This window comes from Allorhodopirellula solitaria (genome assembly GCF_007859855.1).
In the GTDB taxonomy this organism is placed as follows: domain Bacteria; phylum Planctomycetota; class Planctomycetia; order Pirellulales; family Pirellulaceae; genus Rhodopirellula; species Rhodopirellula solitaria.
On the sequence record NZ_SJPK01000005.1, the window covers coordinates 325,462 to 351,935 of the forward strand.

Below are 26,474 nucleotides of genomic sequence, written 5' to 3' on the forward strand. Positions count from 1 at the left end.
GTTGGCCAAGAAAAGAGACGCCAAGTCGAAGGGTAAACTGCGGGCTGAGTTTCGCAAGAAGCATCAGGGACGCGTCCGTACCAGCGACCTGACGCGAGAGTTTCAGCAAGATGACTCGACGCGGCTCGACGACGTCGCCCACAGCGAGAGGTTGAGCGGGAAAGGAGAACTGACCCGCCGGAAGACAATCTCAGGCGCCGATAGCTCGGCGCGGGGAAATGATGGCATCCAAGTCGACGTCCATGTCGATGAAACCAGCCTGACCCACGGACGCGTGCTCAGCGTCCACGGACGGCAGAGCAAGGTTCAAACCGAGGATGGCAAAATCTATGCCTGCGCCATCCGGCAAGTCCTCAAATCCCTCGCCACCGATCAACGAGGCGTGGTCGTGGCGGGAGACCGGGTCTGGTTTCGCATCGAGGCTCGCCAAGGCGACGATGGGCAATCCAAGCGGCCGAGCGATGAGGTCATCACCGCCGATGGAATGATCGAGCGGGTCGAGCCCCGGCACGGTATCATCAGTCGTACCAGCCGTGGCAAGCAGCACGTGATCGCCGCCAATGTCGACGCGCTGCTGATCATCGCGAGTGCCGCCGAACCAGGGATCAAACCCACTCTGATCGACCGCATGTTACTGACCGCAGCTCAGCATGAGATCGAACCGGTCGTCGTCATCAACAAGATCGATCTTGTCGATCCGCTGCAATTGCAAGCACTCATCGGCGTTTACGGATCGCTGGGGTTTCGCGTCCTACCGACCTCGGCGACGACGGGCCAGAATATCGAATACCTCCGCGCGTTCTTGCACCAACGCCAAACGGCATTGGCTGGGCAAAGCGGTGTCGGTAAGAGCAGCCTGCTCAACTCGATCGAACCTGATCTCGCGCTCGCTGTATCGACGGTCAGCGTCGAGAACCAAAAAGGCCGCCACACCACGACGGCATCGAAACTCATCCCCTTGGCCAGCGGAGGAGCCGTGTTTGACACCCCTGGCATCCGCCAATTCCAGCTCTGGGATATCGAAGCTACCGAGGTCGCCGGACTAATGCCCGACCTGCGCCCCTACGTCAGCGGTTGCCGCTACCCCGATTGCCTGCATCTGCACGAAGACGGCTGCATGGTCAAAGACGCCGTCGCCGATGCGCGCATCGACGCCCGCCGCTACGATGCCTACTGCCACCTACTCGAAGACGACCTGCTGCCTGAGTAAGGCAGAGCGTTCAACGAACGCCGGTGCACCGAGAGTATCTTGCACGAGGTAGCTAGAAATTCGTATCGCCTCCAGGGGTTTTCAACCCCAGCAGGGGGCCATCGTCCCTGACCGGGCTGTTGTTGGTGTGAGAGTCCCGAATCGGACGGCAAACCATTGCCGGTGGTGAGACGGCCTGTCGATGCAATCGCCGCATTAGTGAGCCGAGGGCCGCAAAGCCAATGCCATCTACTTTCGACCGCGAAGCGGTCTTGGTAACCCGACGCGTCAGCGAGGATCACTTGTTCGCCATGCAAAACACTGCATTTTCCTCGCTGACCGGCGTGTTGATTTAGTCGGCGTTCTACCGGTAATGGCTAGCGCCTTGCCGCTCACTAAATCAACACGCCGTGACGCGTCGGGTTACCATCGTGATGACGCCCCGAACGGGGGAACAATCGATAGCATTGGCCGCAAGGCCCCGGGTAGCGCCGCCCACCCGGCCGCTCACGCGTCTCGACCCACTCAACCGACACTTTCGCCGGCAGCACGTGTGAATCAAGGTTGCGTTCTCGACTGGCTAGTTGAGCGGGAAAAAGAGATATCGCTTGACCGCTTGCGCGCCATGCGATATTAGTTAAACGCTCCTACTCACCCGGTTTGTATTCGGGGAGTTCCCCAATCGCCCCTCCTGGCTAGGGTTGAACCCACGCAGGCAGAGAACCGCTAGCACGTGGTGCCGCGAAGTGAACCAGGTCTATTACTATCTCTACCTGTACCTTTGCCCCATTCACATTCGAAGAGCCTATCCGGACAGGGATCTGACCTCTCCGGCGAGGCCGTTGAAAAACATGTCAAATGATTCGCCTCCAAAGGGCGGGCCCCGTTTTCGGATACCTTAAGGTGCACTGAATGCAAGTAATACGATTCGTCATGATCTGTTTCGCAGTCACCTTGGTTTCTGGATGCACCGAGATGATCACCGAAGGTGACGCGAAAGTGTTTCAAACTTCATCGGTCGGGGCGACGATCCGAACCGTTTTCGGACTTGCTTTGATCTTGTTGGCCGCGATTGCTGTCGCAGGGAGCTTGATGCCGGACCGCAAGCCTAAGAACCGGACTGTGACAGCAAAGGATAAGCTCAGTTCGAAGCAACGTGTGGGCATGGCGCTGTTCGGATTTGCCATGGGATCGGTGGGGCTCTTCTTGGCCGCGATATCGCTCTTGTTCCCCAACAAATTGCACGTGAGCGTCTATCCAGACCGTGTTGAAATGGCATCTACGTTCTCGCAAACCGGTGGCAACGAAGTCGTCGTTCCGTTTTCGAATGTCGCGTCGGTCGAACTCCGTGACGAAATGAACGTTGTCGGCAAACCGAAGACGCACTTGGTGTTTTCAATGAAAGGTGGCAGAGAAATCAAGGCTGCGGCTGGGAACAACGAACGTCAATCACTTGAAACCATTCAGGAATCGCTGGCAACTTACAAAGCCACGGCACCTGAGAAAACCACGGTGCCTGAGAAAACCACGGTGCCCGAGGAAGACATGGCGTCTGAGGAAAACATGGTGTCTGAGAGAACCAGGATACGTGAGACAATGCAGCGTCGCCCTGTCCAGCGTCCCGCCAAGGTGAGATCCCTGCCGCGAACTGCGTCGCAATCGACTGACCCGCAAGACTCTGACACGAGCAAGCATGCCGCACCGTCAACTCCGAACCCCGCGTACAAGCTGAAGCGTTACCCCATTACGATACCGATACCCGACGATCAATCGCCGATTCTCGCAGACACGGAGGTAAAAGTGGACGCAAAACTCAAAGCTTGCTACGCTGGGTCATGGCACACGGTAACGGTGGTTGCGGTGAACAGTGACGGAACCATTACGTGCAACTGGGATGCCTGGCCAACTTACACCTATCACATGTTGCGAGAAGACTTGACACTTCCGAACTCTGATGGCCCGTAATTACACTGACGCAACCTACGATCACCTGCCTCTACACTATTGGGAGCAATGTCTTGCGGAGTGCCGATCTATGTTCGGCAATTCTCCTCGAGTATTTGATCGTGAAACTGAACGGTTCTTGCTTGTCGATCCACCCTGGGTCACGAAACTTCGCTTTGGTGATCCGCTCGCCAAACTGGTTCAGAACAGTACTCTACGAAGCTTATTTCGCACTGGTGTTGTGGTCTGGGGGCACATCGTCCAGGCCAACAACGAACTATTTGAACCTGCCCCTTCGCGCGAATCGTATACCTACGATCGTCCAGGCGAGCTGCTTTTCTCGCGTCAAAGTACATCGAGCTCGCCTGCCAAACTGGAATGGATAGCTAGCGAACTGGCGGGGCTCAGGTCGACACCCAATTTAGGAAGCGAATTGCAATCATGGGCTGACTACCTGGACGCCGAAACCACGCGGGTGGTTGGACGATGTGTCCCCATGGATCTTGCCGGATCTCGAGACAGTTACGTATCGACATCGCTCTTTCGGCGAGCTCACTTGCCTGATGGAGTCCTGCGACAACCACTGATGCCAGTAGTCGTTGCCTCGAAATCGCCATTTTTCGCGATGCCTTTACCTCACCCCTACTGGCCAAAGTCGCTGCTAGATTGGTGGTCAACGGGAGGATAAGGGTTCAAGCATTGGAAGTGTGGCCGATGCCAGCATCAGGAGCGGTTAAAGGGGAGGGGGGTGTTTTTAACGCCCAAACGCCTCGATCGGAGCAACTCAGCAAACGCCGGGCCGAACACTATTGCCCCCTCCCTTTTTCTTCATCGGTCAATCGCGTTTTCTGAATCGGATTGCGGCAGCGACACCACCGATCGCGTCCCTCATACAATGGAACGATTGGTCAGGCAATCGCATCCAAGTGCAAATACTGCGAGAAATTCGAAGGTTGCATTTACGAAGAAGCAAGTAAAGGGGGGAACAGGATGAATCGAAGTGCCCAAACGCGGATCGTGCTTGCCGTCGTTTGCGGGTTAGGGTCGTTCGCCATTGCGAAGCAGTGCCAGGGCGATACTGTTTCGAGCACGGCTGCTTCTCTGGAATGGAAAGTGGACTCGGCGGACCACATCTACGAGGCCGTTGTCGCGTCGGATGATGAGTCGCCGTGGGAAGGTAGCTTTGAGATTGAACGGTCACTCAAAGGGAATCATTCGATCCCCGGTATCCCCGATGAGGTCATTGACCGATGCCGGCTGAAGTTCCACGTTTATCCCGAGTACCGGCAACCGTATCCTAGGTACTTGCCGCCGAAGAAGCCAATCATTGGAACTCGTTGGCTGCTGTTTACCCGTGGTGAGGGTGAACTGCTCAGGATCAGCGGCGCGGTTAACCTGACCAGCCCTTTGGAGCACTGGGATACCGCTGCTATCTCCGCACTACGCCGAGAGGATGATCGGGTGTTGGTAACTGCGGATGAAATTGTGCAATCGGTAAAAAAACGAATTGCGGAACGCCACCTATTACCACCTGATTGTGATCCCGAGTTGGCGGAGCAATTACTTGATGCCCAGCCCTATCAGAATGATTGGCCGCCGGCAGTCTACATCGGTGCCAAACTGATTTACACGGCGATCGATGTCTGGCGTGATACGCCGGTGGTTCCACTCTTGGTTCCGAGCGATGTGCCAGACACGGCTGCCGATGCTGACGTCGTCATTGAAGCCAACAACCCAAAACCGAATAGTCTCGCCGCTACTGTCAAAGCAAACGCATCCAGCCCAATCCCGCGTGATGGCGAAGATGAGTGGCTTGGGACTTGGCAAGCTGATCTGGGCGATCAACTGTTGACGGTAAGTTTGCGTCGACACGCGACGATGCTGTTTCTTGTGGAAGCAAAGCGTGGCGAACGGCGTTCACTCTTGTCGATCCCGAATGGAGATGGCTTTGGTGCCGGTGTTTGGCGAGGTGATCGCGATGAACTGTCGCTCTACGCGACACATCTCATCAACAACGATTGGCAGCAGACGAGACAATGGAAAGCAAACTCCTTTCCGTTGTTGAAACGCAACGTCCAACAACGAGATGCCAATTCAATTACTCTGGAGGGAGATGTCGTATTCACTCGACAGTTGACACCGTTGGTCACCTACCGCTACCCGCACGCCCATCGGTGGCACGTAATTTCGGAGAGTTGGCCGAAAGATCGTGCTAGCCTCACCATTCAAGCGAAGGTCACTCTGCCGGACGCCGATGAACTACAACCGTTGCAGGACTTGGTATTTCTCTGGCGTGAGCGTGGCAGTCCGCCCGTCCAAGGTCCGCCACGACCAAAACGCCCGCGAACAATTCGGACGAAGCTTGGCGACAATGGTTTTGAACCTCGAATATCGGTGATTCGAGCGGGCGATACGTTTGAGATTGAAGCGACCGGTTCGCGACCAATCATCGACCACAACATCAATTTGCCGTGGTTTCGAAATTCGCAGCGAGGTTTTACGCCACGCATCGAGCCGCCCTTGATTTATCAAGAGACGGTCGCTCGTGGTGAACCCGCACTGATGCATATCAAGTGCAACATCCACGACGACGAACACGGCTACGTGGCCGTGACCGATCACGGCAACATTGCGGTGACCGATGAAGGAGGCTACGCACGACTGCTCCATTGGCCCATCGGTCGACAAAGGCTTGTGATTCAGCACCCTGACTACGACTTTCACGACGCAGAGGTTTGGGCAGATGGTGAAAAGCTGGAGAAGAAAGGTGCCGCATTGTTTCTCGATATTCGAGACGCCGACATCGAGTTACGCATCACCAGAGTCAAGCGAAATGAATAGCACGAACGTCACTTCGCTCGCCGCCATGTTGACAGCAGTCCTTGTCGGTTGCGGTGATCAAGCATCGACGTCAGTCGTTAATGCCCCGAACTTATCAACGAAGACCGAGCCAACTGAATCAGCATCCAAATCGAAGCCATTGCCACGTCGGGAGCGGTAAAAGGGGAAGGGGTCGTTTTTAGCGCCACAATGACCCCCTTCCCCTTTTCTTCATCTGACCCCCTTCCCCTTTTCTTCATATGGCGAACCCGCACTGATGCATATCAAGTGCAACATTCACGACGACGAACGCGGCTACCTGGCCGTCACCGATCACGGCAACATTGCGGTGACCGATGAAGGAGGCTACGCACGACTGCTCCATTGGCCCATCGGTCGACAAAGGCTTGTGATTCAGCACCCTGACTACGACTTTCACGACGCAGAGGTTTGGGCAGATGGTGAGAAGCTGGAGAAGAAAGGTGCCGCATTGTTCCTCGACATTCGCGACGCAGACATCGACTTACGCATTACCGGAGTCAAGCGAAATGAATAGCACGAACGTCACTTCGCTCGCCGCCATGTTGACAGCAGTCCTTGTCGGTTGCGGTGATCAAGCATCGACGTCAGTCGTTAATGACCCGAACTTATCAACGAAGACCGAGCCAACTGAATCGGCATCCAAATCGAAGCCATTGCCACGTCGGATCACGAACCAGTTCGGGATGACGTTCTGTCTGGTCGAAGTCGATGTCGAAAAATGGCAGCACCTGCCGACGTATCCGTCGAAGTCTTACTACTTGCAGGAAACCGAACTACATTATGAAGATCACAAACGGTTTCGCCAGGCTGCATTCGGGGATGGAGCCTACGAAACCATCGATTGGCATTTCAACGGTGGTTTTCCCAGTGAATGGTGTGAGGTTTTTCGATACGGAAAAGCGCTATCAAAGTTTGACACTCAATACGATTATCGCCTCCCCACTCTTCAGGAATACAGGTTTGCGTGTCGCGATGGATACGACCAAATCTGCCCTGACTTTGAACCAACTCGAGGATTGCCCGCCGGGATGACTGGTAACGCTCCAAATAAATTTGGCATCTACGGTCTAAACAGTGGTGATGTCGAATGTGGTGACATTCCCGGACTGTTCTTCGGTCGTCACGGCCGTCCAGCGGACACTCCACCAAAACCCGGCTGTCGTTGCGACTGGTGGACGAAGGGTAGTCCGGATGCCGACGACGGATTGAACGAGCTGATCACGGCACGTTTCGTTCTGGTTCTTGAAGGCGACTCGACAAGATGAAACCTCGTAGCCCATTTGCCTTGGTCGCCATTGTGGCGTCGCCGACGCTTTTCATCTCGCTGGCATTGCTGGCTCTTGTCGTCTGTGTGATTTGCATTCTCGCTATTTTGGATTCCGGTTATGGCGGGCCAGGCTTCGCGGGAGTCAAGATACCGAACGAGGCATCGCTTCGCCGGACTCTCGGCATGACCGCGTCCGCTTCGCTGATGGTCGCGACCGCATCGTCCATTTGGGCTGTGCGAGTTTCTTCTGGGCTGGTCCGATGCGTGGCGGTCGTTCCGCTTTTGGTCACGCTTGGTACGTGGACCTTCGTTGTGCTGGGGACCATCTACTGACACATCTGCAAACCGCAGGAACGTCGCACCACACTTTTTGGAAGTAGAAAACGGGGAAGAGCAGAAAAAGGGGAAGGGGTTGGTTTTACCCGGGGTTCCTGCTAGTCTTCTTTCTCTCCACGCAAGGCAGTTTCAGATATGGATGGGTCCGCAATATGCCACGCACCAAACGAGCTGATGAAGCCGGACGTATTTATCATGCGCTGAACCGAGGCAATGACCGCAGGGAGATCTTCCATAAACCGGAGGACTATCTCGCGTTTCAGCGGACCTTGCAGCAAGGACTGGAGAAGTATCCCGTCGACTTGCTTGCATATTGCCTGATGCCGAACCATTGGCATTTGGTCGTTCGGCCTCGCCAAGACGGTCGAATGGGAAAGCTACTGGGGTGGGTCTCGGCAACGCATACGTCTCGGTACAACGCGCACAACCAGCGGGTTGGAATGGGGCATCTCTATCAGGGTCCGTTCAAGAGTTTTCCCTGCCAGGCGGATGAACATTTCCTCACCGTGTGCCGCTACGTCGAACGCAATGCCTTAAGCAGTAAACTTGTTTCTAATGCAGAAGACTGGCAATTCGGTTCGCTACATCGTTGGCACAGCGGCAACAACCGGGATTCGCCTTGGCTTACTCCCTGGCCGATGCGGAGACCTCCTCATTGGCTGCGCCGTGTCAATGCCTCCCTCTCCAAGAAGGAGCTTGATGCCATCGAAAACGCGATCAAGCGTGGTTGCCCGTATGGCTCTAAAGATTGGATGGAGCGGACTTGCGAAAGGACGGGGATCTGGTCAACCATGCGTCCGCGAGGTCGCCCTCGCAGCAAAGCACAGGTTGAGGCGGTTCAAAAAGCACCAAAATGACCCCCTTCCCCTTTTTTTCCACCTTCCCCTTTTTTTCCACGGCCGATCTACGACCATGAATCATCGCACCCTGATCGTTTGGATGCTCGGCATTGCCACTTTGGCGGCAGGCTCCGCGTTGGCAGAATTCGGCGAGAACCAGTATCGGTCCTACCCGGCTGTTGTTCCGGTCAATGAAGGGATTTCGTGGCCCGAGGGTCAAGCCTTGCCAATCTTTGCCGCTCCAGCCGATGAACTCGACGCGATTGCAATCGACAGGCTCTCGGCAGACGAACAGCTGACATTTTCGGCTCTGCAAGGCCGGGTCAACAAGCAGCAGCCACGGATCTTTCTGGCCAGCCGGCGTTCAGACGAGGGCTGGCGGACGTGGCCTCAAACCTCCACCGTCGGGCTCGATTCGATCCATGTTTACGAGCGAGAGTCGCGGTATGAATTGTTCGCAAAGTACGCCGCGGACTTCGGCGGCGTAGTGCTGTATGACTCAACGCTCAGCCCGCACTATCGTAATTTGGCGGGGACTGTCGCGGGCATCTCCGGTGCAATCCCTGTTACCGATGACGTGCTCGAGCGGATGCGCGATCAGGGAATGGATCCTGAGATCGTTGTTGATCTCACGAAGCTTGACTTGATCACACCCATCGAAATTTACGAGCATCTCTACGACGAATATTGGGATCGCTGCACACGGAGGCTGATCGTCAGTGCTCGGCCTGCGGATGGAGGCGATCTTCATCACACACGCGATGTCGCCGCTGCGTGCGGCGCGGCCGTCGTGTGGCTCGATAGCCGCATTCCCGCCGAGCGAGATTTGATGCGAAAGTTTTATGCCGACATGACCGCAGGAGACGCGATTGCGTTGGGGTGGTACGCCAGCGAACGCTCCGGGATCACAGCCGCATCGGAGTTCGGGATCGGAACGCTCCCAGCGGACCATTACACCAACGCCAGCGTTCTGTCGGGAGGCGACCATCGAATTCAGATCCCGGCTGTCCCGAAGAAGCCGAAACTGCAGAACAAAGCCTATATCGCGATCTTCATTAGCGATGGCGATAACATCCAGTACACCCAGCACGCCATGCGGCTGCGTTGGGACGCCGGTACCGAGGCACGCAGTCAGATGCCACTGAACTGGACGATCGCTCCCGGTTTGGTTGATATCGGTCCCGGGATATTGAACTACTACTACAGCACCGCGACGAGCAACGATTGCTTTGTTACCGGTCCCTCAGGCATGGGTTATGCCATGCCTGCGAACACACTGAACGAACCCGGCGCAGCGGTGGGTGTTTACCTGAAAGACCCCCAGAGAATGAAGGGGTACGCGCGCATGACCGAGACCTACTTGCAGCGTTCAGGGATTCGCGTGATCACGATCTGGGACAACGCCACCGCGATGCAGCGTGCAGCTTATGAGCGTGAGTGCCGCAACCTCTACGGGGCCACCGTCCAGAACTTTCGTGATGTCCCGAGCGTTCGCGGCAGCGTGGAAAGTGACCGGGTGCGCTTCGAGAAACTCGTCATCCCTTACGCCGGCACCGTCGAGCATCTGGAATCGTCACTCCAGCAAAACTTGAGCGATTGGGATGGGAAAGAAGCGCTGTTCCTCGCCTATCAAGTCGACGTTTGGAACGAACTGAAACCGAACCGGATCGTTGAGATTGCCTCCCGGTTGAGGGAGCAGTACCCGGGGGCGCCAGAGTTCGTTCGCGCCGATCACTACTTTGCGTTGTACAATGAAGTCCATGGTCTGGCGTGGAACCTCAGCATGTCTGCGGCCACCACGACCACGAGTCAGGGCAACATCGATGTTGGCGATGCGGTCTCCGACGGCACGCCGACATCGCTTTGGACAGCGCGGGCTGCCGATTCGGCCCCGTCACCCTGGCTGCAGTGGGATCTTGGCTCGGATTGTCGACTCCAACGGTTCGTAATCCGGCACGCTGGAGAGCACGGTTTGAATCGCGACAAGAACACCCGGGGCTTCACCATTCGGACGAGCCGCGACGAGCAGTCCTGGCAGACGGTCGGAGCCGTCGCGGACAACACTGCCAGCGTCAGTGATCTGGAGTGCTCACCCGTAAATGCGCGCTTCGTGCGACTCATCATCGACGACGCCGGAGCGGACAACACCGCGCGGATCGCCGATGTCGAAATCTACGGGCATCGAACCAGCCAAGATTAGTCGGCCTGGTCGAGACGCGAGGTCAGCCGGTTTCCGATTCCTTTGAGTCGGAACGACAACGTGATCATCACAATTCCGGTGATGATGGCAAAGATGCCGATGATGCGGACCATGGTCAGCCCGAAAAAGAAGGGCGCCATCATCAAGAGCACACCAAAGATGATCGATAGAATGCCGCCGAGGACGTATCCCGCAACGCCATCGATGTATTGACGATCTCGGATGGCCGCCACAATCTCGACCACGCCACTGAAGATGGCCGAAAAGGCAACCATGTACATGATGATGACCGCCGTCATCCCCGCCACGAGAGCCGGGTGGGCGAACACGAGGATCCCCACCAGGATCGCGACGATACCGCGTAAAATGGTCCAACCACGCGACGGCACTTCGCCCACGATTCCCGCCGCGATGGCGATTGCCCCGTCAAGAATCAGAAAGAATCCCATGACCTGAGCAAGTGCGGCGATCGCAATGCCCGGCTGCAGCACCGCGTAGATACCCAAGAGAATCAATAGAAAACCACGCAGCAGCGGCAGCCACCAGATCTTGCTTAAGCCGCCGATAAATTCGCGTGCCGCTGGATTGTCCGCTGCATCAACGGATGTGACGGGTGAATCAGGTGAATCAGACATCTTTTTAATCTTTGGGAGCAGAGAAGTGAACGGTTGCACCGCAGATTGTAGCTGAGCCCCCGCTGCGTTGGACAGAGCCACCTGGTTGGGAAAAGCATCGCCAAAGGAGAATCCCAAGACGTCAACGATTCGGTTCGCACGGACCTCCTCGAAACCGCCAAGCTCATTCTTGCCGAGTGTAGACGGCGGGGTAGACAAATTCAGGCTGTTCGTGAGGGCAGAGATACTCGAACGTTTCTGTCAATCGCGTTCGCTCGTTATCGGACAGACTGATCGAGACCTGCACGGGAGCCTTTTCGGTGGGAATCAATCCGAGCTGAACGAGATAGCCGCGATCGCTAGTGAAAACCTCAACCTCGGCGACCTTGCCGCGAACGGTTTGGATCTCGGGGACGACGCGATCCGTGCCCGCCGGGATCCATCGAGTTTCACTCGCTGCATCGTCTCCCTTCGAACCGTCTTCGAAGTCGGGGTTCTTTTGCTGAAAGCGCATTGTCAGGTTAACCGTTTGTTTGTCACGACTGACATCCAAGGCCTCGCAAGTGGCCAAGCAATGGCCATCTTCGCGGCGGGGCTGGACGCAGTCGGCCAGCGTTTCGGTGTCACCAAAAAAGAACACATCGTATTCCAACTGCAGCGGTTGGCTGGGATCGATCGCCGCGTCGGCGACGAAGTAGGCGCCAATGTTATCGATCCCCTCATGAGCTCCGGGGATTTCCATCAGCTCGATCCGCCCTTTGCCGAAACTCTCTCGCGGACGGACCCACACGCTCGGCCGCTCGTCGTATCGGGCCCCGGTGTCACGGTAGTGGTCGAAGTTACGATCGCGCTGTAACAGCCCGAAACCGGTTAAATTGTTGACTTCCTGGGCTGTGACCGACGGGTAGGGGAGTCTCGCGAATGCGCGCCATGTCCAATTCCCGTCAGCGTGGACCAATAGCCCGTCCGCATCATGACACGACGGACGTTTGTCCAAAGGCGGCGGAGCAAGCCCATCGCCCCAGATCCACATGCTCGTCAGCGGAGCGATGGCCAGCTTTTCGGGGGACCGACGAAAATAGAGACTCGCTTGGACGCGCATGCTCGCAACGGTCATCGCAGGATCAAAACGAAACCGATAGGCCCCCGTCAGGCTGGGGCTATCGAGCAGCGCGAGTATTTCCACCTGCTGATCGTCCGGCTCAGGCTCGACGATCCAAAACGCCCGAAAATGCGGAAACTCCTCATCCCGATTCATTCCCACGTCGACCGCCAATCCGCGCGCTGAACTACCGTAAACGGTCTGCCCGGTGCGGGCGCGAAAATAACTCGAACCGATAAAGGTGAGCATCTCTTGCCCAGACCCACCTTCGGCAAACCGTCCGGCGACCTTGAATCCAGCGAATCCGATGTTTTGCGTGATCTCAACGTCCGCGGCCGCCCCGTGAAAATCAAACAGTTCCGGGTCGTATTCAATCCGCTGGGAGTTTCGCCGGTTCATCGGTTGGTCACGCTCGATCACATGCACCTCGACCCGATCTTGCTGTACAAAACCGCGGTGAAAGAACTCGAGCCAAAACGGGTGTGCCTGATCACTCCAGACGGCCCGCCCATTGCGAAACTGGATATCGCGATACTGCTCGTAGCTCAGATCGGCGAGTACCGGCGTCAACGGCGGTGGGGCGATATGTTTCGTCATCGATAGCTGCTGGGCGAGCGACTGGAGATCGCTCAGGGTGGAGACCTCCGCCATGTGGCGGGTCATGCTCTCCGGCGCCCTGGACTTCGGCGTCGCCTGGGCAGCGGTTTCGTCGGCAGACAAGATTCCGGACGTCCAGTACACGCAGCACAGGACCACACCGATTGCTCTGGCTCGATGGAAAAAGGGGCTCATGGAACAGCGGCTCGCTGATAGGTTGCTGAAAAAAGAGGCGTTTGACTAACGCACGGCGTTTGCCTCACGCGTAAGCATTTTTGGTGCCGGATCACCGCGTTGACCGATGCTTTCGCTAGGAAACCGACGCGTCATTCTGCGATCGGCTTCGCGAGGTGAAGCCCGCCCTCTTCAATGCTGCTTGAGCAATCGGATGTGCCATAAATGCCTTCCACACCCCTCCGCTGCGGCGATTCTCGGCCATCAGCAAGGAGATTCCTGTATCGATCCCGATCACGTCTTGGCTCACCCACTCGGTCGCGGGATTGAAGGCATTGGCAAAGCCGTAGCGACGATAAATCTGATCGCCATAGTGATGCCGCTGGTAGGTCAGCGTCTCGATCGCTGGCTCGGGAACAATCGCGAGCCCACCGGCTGCTGCGCTGGGCACCACCGTCCCATCGATCCCACGATCGGGTTCAAAACGATTGTCTTCGTAAGGCCCACCCCAGTCTCGGTAGCCCGTCGCGGAGTCGCTGCTAGTGAGGCCCCATAGCGTGTCACCATAGTGCCCCAGCTGTTTAGGATATCGCTGAGACAACCGTTTGAGAAACTCAATCTGCGCGTAGTGCGCCGTCACCGAGTTCTGCCAGTAGCTCCGCCCACTGGGACTCTGCAGCCCGCGAAAATCAAAAAAAGCCAGCGGATACTGATGCACAAAGAGAGGCGGGTAGCTGAGAAACGTTTGGCCCTGAAAGGTGAGTACTTGTTCGCGTCGCCACGCCTGCCAAGCGTTCGGATCAATCGCGTGGTGCGGTGCCCCAATCGCAATCAAAACAAGCAGCGTCAACTCGCTAAATCGATCCCAGCGATGAGGCAACATGCCCCGTTCAGGCGTCCATCCCATCGACAGCACATTTCCCTCGCACAACATCGACTGCCAGTTGATCCGAGAAGTCAATTCACGGCACAAACTTGCAATTTCTGCGTCGTCCCCGAAAATCGTTTCACTGCACATGGCGCCGGCGAGCATCAGAGCAGTATCGATCGTGGACGCTTCGCTCTTCATCATTCGCTTGCCATCACCACGCCCGATGAAGTGATACACAAACCCATTGTGATGCTCAGCCCGTTCCACGAGCGACCGGAGCAGGATCCGCGAGCGGGCACGGGCTCGATCCAATGAATCAAGGCCTGATGCGGGTGCTAGCGCATAAGCCGCCAAGCCAAAACCGCACGCCGCCGTACTAGCGTGCTCACTGAACTTGCGACCGTCGGTGCGCCCGCGGTCGCTGATCAATCCCGTATCGGCGTCTGCCGCCTCAACAAAATACCGATAGCACCGGGTCCTCAGATCCGTCAGAAAATCATCGCTGGTCATGGAATCACCTGTTGGAGCGTATTGATAATGCAAACGGTGCAGCCACGTGACTGGCGTGAGCCCGTACTATCTAACAGAGCCGTTTTCGCCCCCAGTGCAACGGGTAACTGTGGCACGCAAAAGAACAGCCAGCAAAATCATCGCAACTTACCCGGCCCGCCGGGCACTCTGCCCTGACAGACCGATTGAAAGTCATTGCGGTCGCATGTCGCTGCTTAACAAACTGACACGCAGCGCCACGTCAGTAAGCAGATTGATCGTTTTCCGGCCAAGAATCGACCGCTGGGCAGCGAGAATCGTCCAAGATGATCCGATCAGGCTGTCGCCAACGAAATTCTCGAGCGTCACTGTGAAGCTTTTCACGAACGGCAACTGCCGCTTAATTCCACCTGACAACCCATCAAGGTGGCCGTCGGCGACATTAGGTGCATTGCGACCCTTCTCTCTGAAAACAAGCTCGGCCGCCTCGTTTTTGAAAGGACGTGTTCTGGCACATGGTTTGATGCGGATCACATTCCAGCTACTACCTCGCGATCGATTCCATTGGACTATCGCCCGGAGTGGTGCTATCTCTCTTCTCACTTTTCGGCTCCCCTCTATTCTTAACGGGTTCTTAACATGTTCGCTTCCAACACGCCAATGATGGCAACGGATCAGCACCCTTCTGATGCGCGCAGCATGCAGGCCTCCTGTCCAACACATCTGCGAAGTGTGCCCCCGATCGTGCGCCGGGAGATGCACCGGGCCGAACCGGTTGAGGTGACGCCTTTACTCCGTTGGCAAGCATGGACGAAGCCTCTCGTTGACGGTGTCCAAACGATGCACCGAATCATGACTCAACCACTCGGCCACGCGCCGGGACAATCCCAGGGCCAGCAGCATCGCGATCACTAATTCGTGTCGCAACGATCTCATCCTCTTCTCTTGCTGCGAAGTTTCCCAATATGAATATGCCTGCTCTGAGAACGCGACACCGCAATACGGTGTTCGTACGATACTGGGTCCTGGCGGCGACGATGCTCTTGGGCTGCCTCGGGTGCACCGCGTGCTACGCCATTGTCATGGCTGACGGCCGAATCAACCCGATGGAGGTTTTGAGTTTTACGCTCTTTGCGGTTCTGTTCACTTGGATCGCTTTCTCCTGTTGTCTGGCTGTGGTTGGTTTTGCCCATCAGTGCCGGCGGATGAGGCGTCGGAGGCAAAACGAACAGGCCGAACCGGATACAGATCCCGTTGCACCGGAGTCTGCGACGAAGTCGAGTCCCGTAGTTCGCACTGCAATCTTGGTCCCCGTTTACAACGAGTCGCCCACGCGGGTCTTCGCTGCCGTCGCGGCGATGCGAGAACAGTTGCGAGAGACGATGTCGAAATCGGATGCAATCTCAAAGTTCGATTTCTTCGTGCTCTCCGATACGACGGACCCTGACGTCTGGTTGGAAGAGGAATGGTTTTGGTCACAGCTCAATCAGGTCGATGGGCCTCAGAACGTGGAGGCTGATCCGGCATCGGATGAGATCGGCGTCTTTTACCGGCACCGATCCAAGAATACGGCTCGAAAGGCGGGCAACATCGCTGGGTTTTGCGAGAACTGGGGCAGTCACTATGAGTTCATGATCATTCTCGATGCCGATAGCTTGATGACAGCCGATACCATGGTCGAAATGGTTCGCCGGATGAAGATGGATGACCAACTGGGGATTTTGCAAGTACCGCCGGTACCGGTGGGGCGATGTTCTCTATTCGCACGGATGCAGCAATTCGCTGCGGCCGTGTACGGATCCACGTTTGCGGAAGGTTTCGATGGTTTCGCGGGAGATCATGGAAACTATTGGGGACACAATGCGATTCTCCGCATTGCACCTTTCATGCGATATTGTCAGTTACCGGTCCTGCAGGGTTCGGCGCCTCTAGGCGGTGAGATCCTGAGCCATGACTTCGTCGAAGCTGCCCTGATGGTCCGCGCCGGTTTCAAGGTGAAACTTGCCAACGACCTCGGCGGGAGCTTCGAGGAGTGTCCCACCACCCTGCTCGATTTCGTCAAACGAGACCATCGCTGGTGCCAGGGCAATCTCCAGCACTGGCAGTTTCTGCTCGCCGAACGGATTCATCCCTTGTCGCGGATGCACTTCTTCAGCGGCATTTTGTCCTATCTCTCCGCTCCGTTGTGGTTACTGTTCATGGCAGCTTGCCTGCTCGCCGCCGCCTGGGACCAGAACGTGGCAGCATGGTCATTGGCAAATCAATCGACTTCGATTGCGTTGGCCTTGTTCGTGGCGTCCATGGCGCTTCTGCTGGTGCCCAAATTGCTTGCAATCATCGCAGTTTGGAGTCAGCGTCCGCTTCGCCAACGTCTCGGTGGCAGGTGGAAAATTCTCGCCAGCGCTGGCACTGAGACGCTGATATCAACGGTTCTCGCTCCTCTCGTGGCCGTTTACCATTCCCGGTTCGTCCTCTCGATTTTAACGGGTCACAACGTCAGCTGGAGCGCGCAACAACGCGATGAGACAGGAGTCAGTTGGGGTGAAGCGACCGCTCAGATGTGGAAGATGACGGTTGCGGGACTCGTCTTTCTCGTCGGTTTGGCCAGCTGGCAACCGATGTGGCTGGTATGGTTTTCCCCGGTGATTGCTGGTTGGTCGCTATCGATCCCGCTGACCGTGGCACTGGGAAGTCGCGCTACCGGCCAGGCCTTGGCAAGTTGCGGCCTGTTTCAGATCGCCGCGGAGCGTCATCCTGAACCGCTGCTAACACGGCATCAATACTGGATCGGAGAGCTGACTTCCCAGAGGCGCCAGGACGATTCCGGGAGCTGGTTCGATCGCGTGCTCCATGACCTGGACTTTCGCAGCCGCCACATTGAGATTTTGGAGGCTTCTGCTAGCCAGTTGCCCATTGAGGAGCACGAGCCCGAGTGGTCTCAACGATGCCAGGCGACTCATAACGCGGCAGACATTCCGGTCGCTTCGAGGAGGCGACTGCTATGCGACAACGATTGGCTGAAGACGCTTTCGGAAACACCGTAGATCGGGAAGGGTCGGTAGATTGGAGGGACGACGGACCTGAGGATCGTCGTCGCCCGGAGTCTGCCCGGGCTGTCGATTCATTGAGCCGAGACGCGTAAGCAACGGGGGGAGGAATGAGTGCCATACTGGACGAACCAACGTGCTGCTCAATCCCCAGAAGTATCCCGTCAGGGATGATCGAAAATAGCCGGTGGTTTGAGCGGAAGCGAACACCACCGGATACGACGCCAGAGCGGTGTTTCCCGGCTGACGAGCTTGATTGGCACAAATCCACTTTCCATTGAGGCAGTGGGCAGGTAGAATGGGACGCTCTCAATTCTTCCGAGCAGACCTCCGCATTTAATGCCCCCACGCACGCGTCCGCCCTTAGTCCATCGCATGATGCCTTGCGTCATGTTGTTGCTCTTTGCGCTGCCGAGTCTCGGTTGCACGCCTACGTTTTCGCGCATTGCATTGGGTCATGAGGCACTCGGAGGCTCATCGCAGAGCCAAACCGAAGAGCTCGAAGAGCGTGTCCCCTGCTCCTCGGCGCGTCGGGAGCAGGCCTCCAAGAGGAGAAGACAGGCAGCGTGGACCCCAGACGAGCGGTCCTATCTACGCATCCGAGTCAGCCGCCACATTCCTCCACGTGCGATCGTGGGGCATCGATTGGCGAACGATTCTCTGGCGCCAATTCGCTGTTAGCGAGCGTGACGACGAACTGTCTCATGCTCGGTGCGGAAGATTCTGCGCCGAATTCGTTGATCAGCAGAGAGATGGTTTCCGCCGCCCTCTATCACGCCGTTCGTATTGCCCGTCTTGTTACTCAGGCACTGGTTCGGTGAGCATCCGTTTACTATCTCGAAAATCAATCCATGCCTACACAGAACCCCACCACTCAAACCGATACGTCGAGCGGCACCGTTGCCAGCTCTGTTGTTCACGACCTCATCGCAGGTTTGGTCGTCTTTCTCGTTGCCCTACCGCTCTGCCTAGGCATCGCCTTGGCGTCCGGCGCCGAGCTTTTTTCAGGACTTCTCGCCGGGATCGTCGGTGGCTTAGTCGTTGCCGTCGTCAGTGGATCGCACACGAGTGTCAGCGGCCCGGCGGCTGGCTTGACGGCGATCGTTGCTGCTCAGATCACCTCGCTCGGTTCGTTCCAAGCATTTTTGTTGTCCGTCGCGATCGCGGGTTTGATCCAGATTGGATTTGGGATCGCCAAGGGCGGCGCGCTTTCGGCGTTCTTTCCCTCCAGTGTGATCAAGGGGTTGTTGGCGGCGATCGGCGTCATCCTGATCTTGAAACAGATCCCGCACGTGTTCGGCCACGACCTCAATCCCGAAGGAGACATGTCGTTTTTTCAACCCGATGGCGAGACGACGTTCTCAGAGCTATTCGCGACCCTGGCGGGAAGCATTCACGGGGGAGCGACGGTCGTCGGATTGCTCTCGGTGGCACTCTTGTTGATCTGGGATCGGGTCGAAGTGCTCAAAAAGTCGCTGGTGCCCGCGCCGCTGCTGGTCGTGTTGATGGGTGTTGCCCTGAGCGTCTGGTTCGGCGGATGGGGTGAAAATTGGGCGATCACGGGCAATCACCTCGTTGAGATTCCGATCGCGAAGAGCATCTCTGAATTCGCCGGTTTTCTCACGCTGCCTGATTTTACTCAGTTCGGGAACCCCGCGATCTATGTCGCGGCCGTGACCATTGCCGTGGTCGCCTCCCTCGAGACACTGTTGAATCTCGAAGCGGTCGACAAAATCGACCGGCAGAAACGCAGTTCACCGGCCAGCCGCGAATTGGTCGCCCAAGGTTGTGGGAATGTCGTCTGTGGCATGATCGGTGGATTGCCGGTCACCTCGGTCATCGTGCGGGGGAGCGTCAATGTCAACTCCGGCAGCCGCACCAAGCTATCGGCCATCTTCCACGGCTTGCTGTTGTTGCTCAGCGTCGCGTTGATGCCCCAGTACCTGAACATGATTCCGCTCTCCGCCCTGGCCGCTATCCTGTTGGTGACCGGTTTCAAACTGGCTAGTCCGGCGCTGTTCAAACAGATGTCGAACGAGGGACGCTATCAGTTCATCCCCTTCATCGTTACCGTGGTTGCGATCGTGATGACCGACCTATTGATCGGCGTCCTGATTGGCTTGGCAGTTGCCATTCTGTTCATTCTCAATAGCAACCTGCGGCGTCCCATTCGCCGCACCGTGGAGTCCAGTCGCGAGGGCGACGTCACGCATGTGGAACTCGCCAACCAGGTCAGCTTTCTCAATCGGGCTGCTATTCAAGGGATCGTTGATGAAGCCAAACCGGGTAGCCGATTCACGTTCGATGCACGACAGTCGGACTATATCGATCCGGACGTCCTCAGCTTGATTCGAGATTTCGCTGATACGACCGGTCCCGCACGCGATGTTCTCGTCAACCTCGTTGGATTCAAGGACAAGTATCAACTCAACGATACTGCGCAGTTTGCCAGCCACACGACGCAGGAACTCAAGGAGAACATGACGCCGGACGAAGTGATTGAAACCATGCGTGAAGGCAACCGACGTTTCGTCACAGGCAACCGGCTGAACCGTGACCTGAGCCGGCAGGTCTACGCGACGGCCGGCGGTCAGAATCCATTCGCCGCAGTGTTGAGTTGTATCGACTCGCGAGTACCCACCGAGTTGGTGTTTGATCTCGGGGTGGGTGACATCTTCAGTGTCCGAGTTGCGGGCAACGTCATCGGCACGAAATCGCTCGGCAGCTTGGAGTATGCCGTGGGTGTGTCGAAAGTCAAATTGGTGGTCGTCCTCGGGCACACCAACTGTGGCGCGGTGACGGCAGCGGTCAAGCTTCTCGCCAGTGGTGAGGGGGCTGAAAGCGCCACCGGTTGCCAGCACTTGCAACCGATCGTGGATGAAATTGCGCCGAGCGTGAGCAAGGGTTCGACCGACTCCATCGATCGTCTCAGCAGCGAGGAACTCGAATCCTACGTCGACGGCGTCGCCGAGCGGAATGTGCTCCACACCGTCGACCAAGTGCTCGAGCGTAGCCGCGTAATCCGCAGCGCTGCTGAGGGTGAGCAAATTCGCGTCGTCGGCGCACTCTACGATGTCCGATCCGGTACCGTCCGATTCCTCAGTGACGAGTTTACTGAGCCCGCGGATGAGCCTGTTCGTAAATCGTTCGAAGATTCGTCGCACTGACATGCGTGTAGATTTGTGTGGTCGTCAGTGATTTGTGACCGAGTAGTTCCTGCACGCTGCGAATGTCGGCACCTCGATCGAGCAGATGGGTGGCGAAGGAATGCCGCAGTGTGTGGGGGCTGGTTCGGGTATCGAGTTCGGCCGCTGCGATGTACTTGTCGAGCATGCGACCCACGCTGCGGGTCGTGAGAATATTGCCGAAACGGTTAACGAAAACGGGCGCGGCCTGGCCGAGTATCTCGGTCTTGGCCGACCGCGTCCGCCGCGCCGCGTAGCTGCGGATCGCCTCAACGGCGTAGGATCCCAGCGGGCTGATCCGTTCTTTGCGTCCCTTCCCGCGGACCCGGGTGATGCCCTGGGAAAAATCGAGGTCGCCGTCGCGGAGACCCACTAATTCGCTGACACGGAGACCAGCCGAGTACATCGTCTCCAAAATTGCCCGGTCGCGCAGCCCTGCCGGGTCGTGCGCCGAAGGAGTCGTCAACAGGCGTCCGATCTCGTCGTTGGATAGCACCAGCGGCAGTTTGCGATTCTGACGCGGATTGCGTAGCGGTTTAGCAGGATTGGACTTCGCCGTACCTTCGCGCATGGCGAACTTGAAGAAACTACGCAGTGACGCGAGCTTGCGAGAAATGGTCGTCTTGGCATAGTCGGCCTGCTGTAGCGCCGACTGAAATTGCCTCAGGTGCAAGGGAGTGAGGGCATCGACCGAGGTGCTCCCCTCTTCATTGCCACTGATCCACTGAGCGAACCCGATGAGGTCTTCTCGATACGCCTTGATCGTCAGGTCCGACGCATTGCGTTCGGTTGCCATGTATCTCAAGAATCGAGTGATCGTCGACGACAGTGTGGCTCGCGGCATGAATTGCTCCCCTTGCTGAGTTCCCGCTAGGCAAAGTCGTCCATCGAGATACTGTCGAACTCTTCGCTAGCACCAACCTCGTCGTAGTCGGTGAATACCGTTTCGCGGATCTTCCGAGACAGCATGGCAGCGTCATACCACGAGAAATCCAATTCCGGATTGGCCGCGAAGCGGGCCAATTGCCGCAGCGTTTCATCGCGATTTCCGTCATCGAACAGAAAGATGAACTTCTCTTCGCCTTTGACCAAGGCTAATACGTTGACTTCCTTTTCCATCTTCTCTCTCGTCCTGAGGTAGGGGGCCTGCAGCGGGGAGGTTGCCACTCGGTTCTCATCTATCGGCATCACGGCGGCACCGCAATGAGGTTGGTTGGATCGAGATCGCCTGGAGTGTCCAAGATTCCATAGACCAAGCAAATCAATCGCTCCAGGCGGATCAGTCCGCCTATTCGCTGCCACTGCACCTTGCCGCTCTGCTTCACTCTTTGACAGGCCTGTCATCACGATGATTCCCCGCGGCAATGCGTGGAGGTGCGCTCGCAGGGGCGAGATACCCGGTTGGCGGCAAGCGGGTCGGTCGGAGCTGCTGCCGCGTCGACTCCGAAGCGAGATAACGCGAACGATCAAAAGGCTGGGGAGTGAACGTCGACGGAGCCGGGCCCACTCGTAAACTCGACGGCGTTTCGCGCTGACCGCTGCCGGGGTGCTCAGTTGCTCGTTGAGCAACCGCGCGACTGCGATCGCCGCGCGTCGACAGATCCGCCCAACTGGCAGACAACGAATCGAGCGGCGAAGCGTCCAGACGAGAGCTATCGAGCGGCGAGCTTTCAACCCGCCCTGAGGCACGCTCACCGATCGATGGCAAGTGCAGACGGGTAGGCGCCCGGGAGGGGACGGGCACGCGGGTGGATCCTGTCATCGGCGCGGCCCCCGCCGGTGGCCGCAACGGATCCGCAGCCGATAAAGAAGCACCGCAGGCGAAACAGAGAGCACCGCCGAAAATCGCACGGGTGAACGCCGCTCTGACGCGTTGGCAACGACAATCTGTATGGAGTGATTGATTCATGATTGGGTCTCTCAGGTGACATCGCCGGCAGCGACGATTGCCTTGGTGCTTTCCTCATCGGAGAAAGCGACGTCCGGAATATTCCGATTCTGAGGATTGACCGGCCTGTTGCCCCACCGGCCGCGGATCGACCCGCAGAACCCGCACAGATTAACAGCCGGGAGGTGCGACACCCGGGATGCGCGCAGTAACGCCGATCCAACCGGGGTTGCTCGTCAAATCGATTGTGCGAGAAATCGCTTCTAAGCCGAGGATTCAAAGGAGCGCTCTGTCGCTCGAGACCGACGATTTGTTACGGAAACGTATACCAAGCGATCCGCACGGCATTTCTCTCGTCCCGTTTCACAACCTGGACGTGAAACTCGCCACTGACCGGTTCGCCCTACCACCCTTCCATCCTCCCTGCGCCCACCTATCCACTCGTGATCCCAACCCGACTAACGCGTACGATTTTGTGGGAGATCCTCCGCATCTTTGTAATTGCGTTGGTGGTTTTGACGACCATCATTCTGTTGATCGCGGTTGCTCGCGAATTGATCCGCAAGGGGCTTGGCCCGATGGCTGTGCTGCACCTCCTGCCCTTCGCGATTCCCATTTCGTTGCAGCACGCAGTGCCCGCGACGGCGTTGTTCTCAGTCTGCTGTGTTTACGGACGGATGGCGGCTGACGGGGAAATCAGCACGGTGAAATCGTCGGGCATCTCGCCGCTGCGTTTATTGCAACCGGCCCTGGTCTTCGCAGCCCTACTGAGCCCCCTGGCTGTGTACTGCAGCGACACGGCGGTCTCGTGGGGCAAGCCTGGTGTGAAACGAGTGGTGCTGCTGTCGGTGGAAGACATTGCCTACAAAGTGCTCGAATCCCAGCATTCCTTTACGTCCGATCACGGGTTCTCGATTCATGTTCGCGAGATCGAAGACCGGCGAATGATCTCACCGACGGTGGTGGTACGAGGGCGCGGCGATGAGGCGTTCGAGGTGACCGCGAGTGAAGGACAACTCGTGATGGATGAAGAACGCCAAGCCCTCGTGCTCAAACTCGTCGATAGCAAGGTGGTTCGTGGCCGTGGCTTCGGTGGCACACTGCCAGGCGAATCCACATTTGAAATCCCGCTGGGAAACACATTGGCCGACGAGGACCCGTCGATCATGAGCCCAAGTGAGTTACCACTGCGGTTAATCCGCCGGCAAAAATCGCATCAGCGCGAGAAAACACACGCTGCCGTGGGCCAGTTGGCCGCATTCACTGGTTTCGCGTTGCTGCAGTCGCGGCCCGAAACGATTGGCGGCGCCAAAGCCAACGGGATTCACTCCGCACTCAATGCCAGCCGCACTCGTTTGACCCGTTTGAAGACCGAGCCCTGGCGCCGCTGGGCCGAAGGGTTCACGTGTTTCTTCTTCGTCTTCGTCGGTGCGCCGCTGGCGATTTTGGCCAAGACGAGTGATTACTGGACCACATTCGGGATGTGCTTTCTCCCGATTATCTTGATTTATTACCCCTTATTCCTGCTGGGGCTCGATCAAGCCAAGGCAGGTGATATGCCGCCCTATGGTGTTTGGACAGGCAACGTCGTGCTGGGAAGCATCGGCGCGATCCTGCTCGTCAAAGTCCGCAGGTATTGAGATCTACCGTAGGTGGCGGGGTGCCGACCTACGGCGAATCTCGGTGATTCCGTCTGGGAGCGGTGCGTACCTGGCAGCTCGCCCGCCCCCGAGGAAGCGAACCTACTCTTTGGGGAACCCAATCGAGAACAATTTGTCCTTGGTGCTGATGAAGATCGATTCATCGGCAGCCACTGCGGTACTGTAGACACTGCTACCCATGTTGATTTCTTCGATCGGCTCCTTGTTCTCAGGACCGAACTCAAACACGCTCACATCGCCGTCTTCATCGCCGATGTAGACTTTGCCGTCGGCGATCAAGGGGCTGCCCCAACTCTGGGCGAACATGTCGTAGGTGAAGTGCACGATGGGCCTGCCGTCGGGAGTGCCTTGGGCATCGAGGCAGTGCAGCAATCCAGAGAAGTCCGCAACGTAGAGCACGTCATCCTTGATCGCGACCGTGCCACAACTGCGGTGCATCTCCTCTTCGAAATCGATCTCTCCATCGTCGTTTTGATCCGCGACTGAGTAGTGCCAGACGACGGCGGAATTGGGGTTATCCACGGCAGCTTCGCTCTTTTCGGGCTCAACCGCTTGGATTCGCTTTCGTGGAATCGGAGTGCGTTCGCTGCCTTCGATCTTGACCGCCAGTTGGGGCGACACGTCGCCGCGTTTGGTGGGATCGATGCACCACAGGTGCCCTTCGCCTTCGCCGTGCTCAGGGTCTTGGCCGACAGCGATGTAGACCAAACCTTTGTAGGCGACAGGGGTGGCGATCAGGTTGTTTCGCGTGCCTTCACCGCCGAGCACCCACTTGGAGGTCTTGGGGTTGCAATCAAACTCCCAAAGTTTCTCGGGATTGCCGTCTTGGCCACGATCGGCTCGGAAACTGTAGAGCACGCCGTCGCCGCCACCAAAAAGGACCTGGGGAACGCCACCGAGCACTTCGACCATCGGACTGGACCATTGCCCGTGCAGAATATTGCCTCCCGGTGATCCGTCCGTCCACAGAACTTCGCCGGTGTTTTTATCCATGCAGATAAAACTCGGTGCGTCGGGGGCGGGCAGGTTAATGTGCGATTCATCCATGCCGTTGCTGGTGTTGACGAACAACAGGTCACCGTAGGTGGTCACGCTGCACGAGCACATATTGTGCTGGCTGACACCGAGTTCTTCCATCATGTTGAATACCCAGATCGTATCCGCTTCTTCCTTATCTTCGATCCCGAGGGTCTTGAAGACGGAGATTCGTGGCCCGGCTTGCTTGATCAACAGTTCGCGTTGCACGCCACCGAAGGTACCGGTTGCTTTCCACACTTTGTTGGCGGTGACGGTTTCCACTTTGACATCGTCGCCCGCTTCGCTGCCAGCTTCGGCGATCATTTTCCGCAGCGGTTCGCTGAGCTTGCCATCAATGAGTGCTTGAAGAGAGTCTTCGTAGTCGCTGCCCTCGCCGCTATCGGGGAGATCGGCCACCCGGGCTGGCTCGGGATCAGTGATGCCATCATCTTCACCATCGTGAAAGCCTTCGGTATCGACGCAGCGGACTTCGCCGCGACTGGTGACGAACCACAATCGATTGCCCTCAACCAAGGGGGCACAGCAAATTCCCTGCAGCGGCCAATCGTGGACGCGGCCGGTGATCAATTTCTCGCTACTGTGCTGCCATAGGAAGTCGCCTGTCTCCTGATCGAAGGCAATCAAACAGCCCAGATCAACGCTCGCCGGATAGCGTTTGAGGTATCCTGCTCCATTGTTGGTGCCGACGAAAACCTTGCCACCGGCAACGACAGGGTTGCCATAGGTTTGGCTGCCGAGCTTAGAGAACCAACGGAGGTTTTCTGCATCCGTGCCATCCCACTCCCCGGTTCGCCGATCGAAGTCACCCACGTTCCAAGACTCGGGGAGATTCTTGACGTTGGGGACATTATTGCGGACCCGAGTGCCGCCCCACTGAGGCCACTGCTCGCCACCGCTGAGCACTTTCTCAGGGGCAACGAACTCCTCCACGGAGGCTTCGTTATCGCTGGCCGCAGCGTTTTCTTCCTGGGAACGATCCACGTCGGCTGCCGCCGCCGACGTGCTCACCAATGTCACCGGTGACACCATGCTCACCGGCGGACTGCATCCCGTGATGAGGACGGTTGTGATCGCGCCCAATACAGCGGACATGAACATCAAAAACAATGCGGTAGTTTCAGTACGGACCATATCGGAGGGGGGGAGTTGAGAGTGCGGGAGGGGGATTGAA

19 protein-coding genes are annotated in these 26,474 nt (G+C 57.3%); 11 read left to right on the forward strand and 8 right to left on the reverse strand.

What is annotated here, in order from left to right; translation table 11 throughout:
- Position 1 precedes the first annotated feature (1 nt).
- The 8 genes from rsgA to CA85_RS12600 all read left to right on the forward strand — a co-directional run bounded on the left by rsgA (position 2) and on the right by CA85_RS12600 (position 10,637).
- Positions 2–1,210, forward strand: a complete 1,209-nt coding sequence (gene rsgA, locus CA85_RS12565) for a ribosome small subunit-dependent GTPase A (RefSeq protein WP_146391675.1) — start codon at positions 2–4, stop codon at positions 1,208–1,210.
- Between the two features lie 912 nt (positions 1,211–2,122).
- Positions 2,123–3,154 carry a hypothetical protein gene (locus tag CA85_RS12570; RefSeq protein ID WP_186774907.1) on the forward strand — a complete coding sequence of 344 codons (1,032 nt, stop codon included), beginning with the start codon at positions 2,123–2,125 and terminating at the stop codon, positions 3,152–3,154.
- A 969-nt stretch (positions 3,155–4,123) separates the two neighbouring features.
- A complete protein-coding gene (locus CA85_RS12575; RefSeq protein WP_146391677.1) occupies positions 4,124–5,974 on the forward strand; it encodes a cupredoxin domain-containing protein in 1,851 nt (616 codons plus the stop codon).
- Positions 5,975–6,230: 256 nt separating this feature from the next.
- Positions 6,231–6,509 (forward strand): hypothetical protein, encoded by a 279-nt coding sequence (locus CA85_RS12580; RefSeq protein WP_146391678.1) that lies wholly within the window; start codon positions 6,231–6,233, stop codon positions 6,507–6,509.
- Complete coding sequence (locus CA85_RS12585) at positions 6,502–7,260, forward strand: hypothetical protein (RefSeq protein ID WP_146391679.1); 759 nt, start codon at positions 6,502–6,504, stop codon at positions 7,258–7,260. Before CA85_RS12580 ends, CA85_RS12585 begins: the two co-directional genes overlap by 8 nt.
- Positions 7,257–7,595 (forward strand): hypothetical protein, encoded by a 339-nt coding sequence (locus tag CA85_RS12590; RefSeq protein WP_146391680.1) that lies wholly within the window; start codon positions 7,257–7,259, stop codon positions 7,593–7,595. Before CA85_RS12585 ends, CA85_RS12590 begins: the two co-directional genes overlap by 4 nt.
- A 155-nt stretch (positions 7,596–7,750) precedes the next feature.
- Positions 7,751–8,455 carry a transposase gene (locus tag CA85_RS12595; RefSeq protein ID WP_146391681.1) on the forward strand — a complete coding sequence of 235 codons (705 nt, stop codon included), beginning with the start codon at positions 7,751–7,753 and terminating at the stop codon, positions 8,453–8,455.
- Positions 8,456–8,510: 55 nt separating this feature from the next.
- On the forward strand, positions 8,511–10,637 hold the full coding sequence (locus CA85_RS12600) for a galactose-binding domain-containing protein (RefSeq protein WP_186774908.1): 2,127 nt from the start codon (positions 8,511–8,513) through the stop codon (positions 10,635–10,637).
- Here the strand turns inward: CA85_RS12600 and CA85_RS12605 are convergent.
- The 4 genes from CA85_RS12605 to CA85_RS12620 form a co-directional block, all read right to left on the reverse strand.
- Positions 10,634–11,272, reverse strand: coding sequence for an HdeD family acid-resistance protein (locus CA85_RS12605; RefSeq protein ID WP_146391683.1), 639 nt, complete (start codon positions 11,270–11,272; stop codon positions 10,634–10,636). The genes CA85_RS12600 and CA85_RS12605 overlap by 4 nt on opposite strands.
- Positions 11,273–11,435: 163 nt before the next feature.
- Positions 11,436–13,145: a glucan biosynthesis protein gene (locus CA85_RS12610; RefSeq protein ID WP_146391684.1), complete on the reverse strand. Its 1,710-nt coding sequence runs from the start codon at positions 13,143–13,145 to the stop codon at positions 11,436–11,438.
- A gap of 115 nt (positions 13,146–13,260) precedes the next feature.
- Entirely contained in the window at positions 13,261–14,505 is a 1,245-nt protein-coding gene (locus tag CA85_RS12615) for a glucoamylase family protein (RefSeq protein ID WP_146391685.1), read from the reverse strand.
- Positions 14,506–14,697: 192 nt separating this feature from the next.
- Positions 14,698–15,018, reverse strand: a complete 321-nt coding sequence (locus tag CA85_RS12620; RefSeq protein WP_146391686.1) for a hypothetical protein — start codon at positions 15,016–15,018, stop codon at positions 14,698–14,700.
- Between the two features lie 431 nt (positions 15,019–15,449).
- Here CA85_RS12620 and mdoH point away from each other — a divergent pair, with 431 nt between their 5' ends.
- Together mdoH and CA85_RS12640 are read left to right on the forward strand one after the other, a co-directional pair.
- Positions 15,450–17,528 carry a glucans biosynthesis glucosyltransferase MdoH gene (gene mdoH / locus CA85_RS12630; protein WP_146391688.1) on the forward strand — a complete coding sequence of 693 codons (2,079 nt, stop codon included), beginning with the start codon at positions 15,450–15,452 and terminating at the stop codon, positions 17,526–17,528.
- Positions 17,529–18,382: 854 nt separating this feature from the next.
- On the forward strand, positions 18,383–20,698 hold the full coding sequence (locus CA85_RS12640; RefSeq protein WP_146391690.1) for a bifunctional SulP family inorganic anion transporter/carbonic anhydrase: 2,316 nt from the start codon (positions 18,383–18,385) through the stop codon (positions 20,696–20,698).
- Here CA85_RS12640 and xerC read toward each other — a convergent pair.
- From xerC to CA85_RS12655, 3 genes are all read right to left on the reverse strand, one after another.
- Positions 20,643–21,545 carry a tyrosine recombinase XerC gene (gene xerC / locus CA85_RS12645; RefSeq protein WP_146391780.1) on the reverse strand — a complete coding sequence of 301 codons (903 nt, stop codon included), beginning with the start codon at positions 21,543–21,545 and terminating at the stop codon, positions 20,643–20,645. The genes CA85_RS12640 and xerC overlap by 56 nt on opposite strands.
- Positions 21,546–21,586: 41 nt before the next feature.
- Positions 21,587–21,883, reverse strand: coding sequence for a hypothetical protein (locus CA85_RS12650; protein WP_246112741.1), 297 nt, complete (start codon positions 21,881–21,883; stop codon positions 21,587–21,589).
- A 154-nt stretch (positions 21,884–22,037) separates the two neighbouring features.
- Complete coding sequence (locus CA85_RS12655; protein WP_146391692.1) at positions 22,038–22,625, reverse strand: hypothetical protein; 588 nt, start codon at positions 22,623–22,625, stop codon at positions 22,038–22,040.
- A gap of 422 nt (positions 22,626–23,047) precedes the next feature.
- Here CA85_RS12655 and CA85_RS12660 point away from each other — a divergent pair, with 422 nt between their 5' ends.
- Positions 23,048–24,244, forward strand: a complete 1,197-nt coding sequence (locus tag CA85_RS12660) for an LptF/LptG family permease (protein ID WP_146391693.1) — start codon at positions 23,048–23,050, stop codon at positions 24,242–24,244.
- Positions 24,245–24,346: 102 nt separating this feature from the next.
- On the opposite strand, the gene CA85_RS12665 is transcribed toward CA85_RS12660, so the two are convergent.
- Positions 24,347–26,401, reverse strand: coding sequence for an outer membrane protein assembly factor BamB family protein (locus tag CA85_RS12665; RefSeq protein WP_391564857.1), 2,055 nt, complete (start codon positions 26,399–26,401; stop codon positions 24,347–24,349).
- Between the last annotated feature and the right edge of the window lie 73 nt (positions 26,402–26,474).

Bases quoted from the DNA above. Each gene is read 5' to 3' on its own strand.
- CA85_RS12570 (WP_186774907.1), top strand. From the start codon at position 2,123: ATGATCTGTTTCGCAGTCACCTTGGTTTCTGGATGCACCGAGATGATC.
- CA85_RS12575 (WP_146391677.1), top strand. From the start codon at position 4,124: ATGAATCGAAGTGCCCAAACGCGGATCGTGCTTGCCGTCGTTTGCGGG.
- CA85_RS12580 (WP_146391678.1), top strand. From the start codon at position 6,231: ATGCATATCAAGTGCAACATTCACGACGACGAACGCGGCTACCTGGCC.
- CA85_RS12585 (WP_146391679.1), top strand. From the start codon at position 6,502: ATGAATAGCACGAACGTCACTTCGCTCGCCGCCATGTTGACAGCAGTC.
- CA85_RS12590 (WP_146391680.1), top strand. From the start codon at position 7,257: ATGAAACCTCGTAGCCCATTTGCCTTGGTCGCCATTGTGGCGTCGCCG.
- CA85_RS12595 (WP_146391681.1), top strand. From the start codon at position 7,751: ATGCCACGCACCAAACGAGCTGATGAAGCCGGACGTATTTATCATGCG.
- CA85_RS12600 (WP_186774908.1), top strand. From the start codon at position 8,511: ATGAATCATCGCACCCTGATCGTTTGGATGCTCGGCATTGCCACTTTG.
- CA85_RS12605 (WP_146391683.1), bottom strand. From the start codon at position 11,272: ATGTCTGATTCACCTGATTCACCCGTCACATCCGTTGATGCAGCGGAC.
- CA85_RS12610 (WP_146391684.1), bottom strand. From the start codon at position 13,145: ATGAGCCCCTTTTTCCATCGAGCCAGAGCAATCGGTGTGGTCCTGTGC.
- CA85_RS12615 (WP_146391685.1), bottom strand. From the start codon at position 14,505: ATGACCAGCGATGATTTTCTGACGGATCTGAGGACCCGGTGCTATCGG.
- mdoH (WP_146391688.1), top strand. From the start codon at position 15,450: ATGAATATGCCTGCTCTGAGAACGCGACACCGCAATACGGTGTTCGTA.
- CA85_RS12640 (WP_146391690.1), top strand. From the start codon at position 18,383: ATGCCTACACAGAACCCCACCACTCAAACCGATACGTCGAGCGGCACC.
- CA85_RS12655 (WP_146391692.1), bottom strand. From the start codon at position 22,625: ATGAATCAATCACTCCATACAGATTGTCGTTGCCAACGCGTCAGAGCG.
- CA85_RS12665 (WP_391564857.1), bottom strand. From the start codon at position 26,401: ATGTTCATGTCCGCTGTATTGGGCGCGATCACAACCGTCCTCATCACG.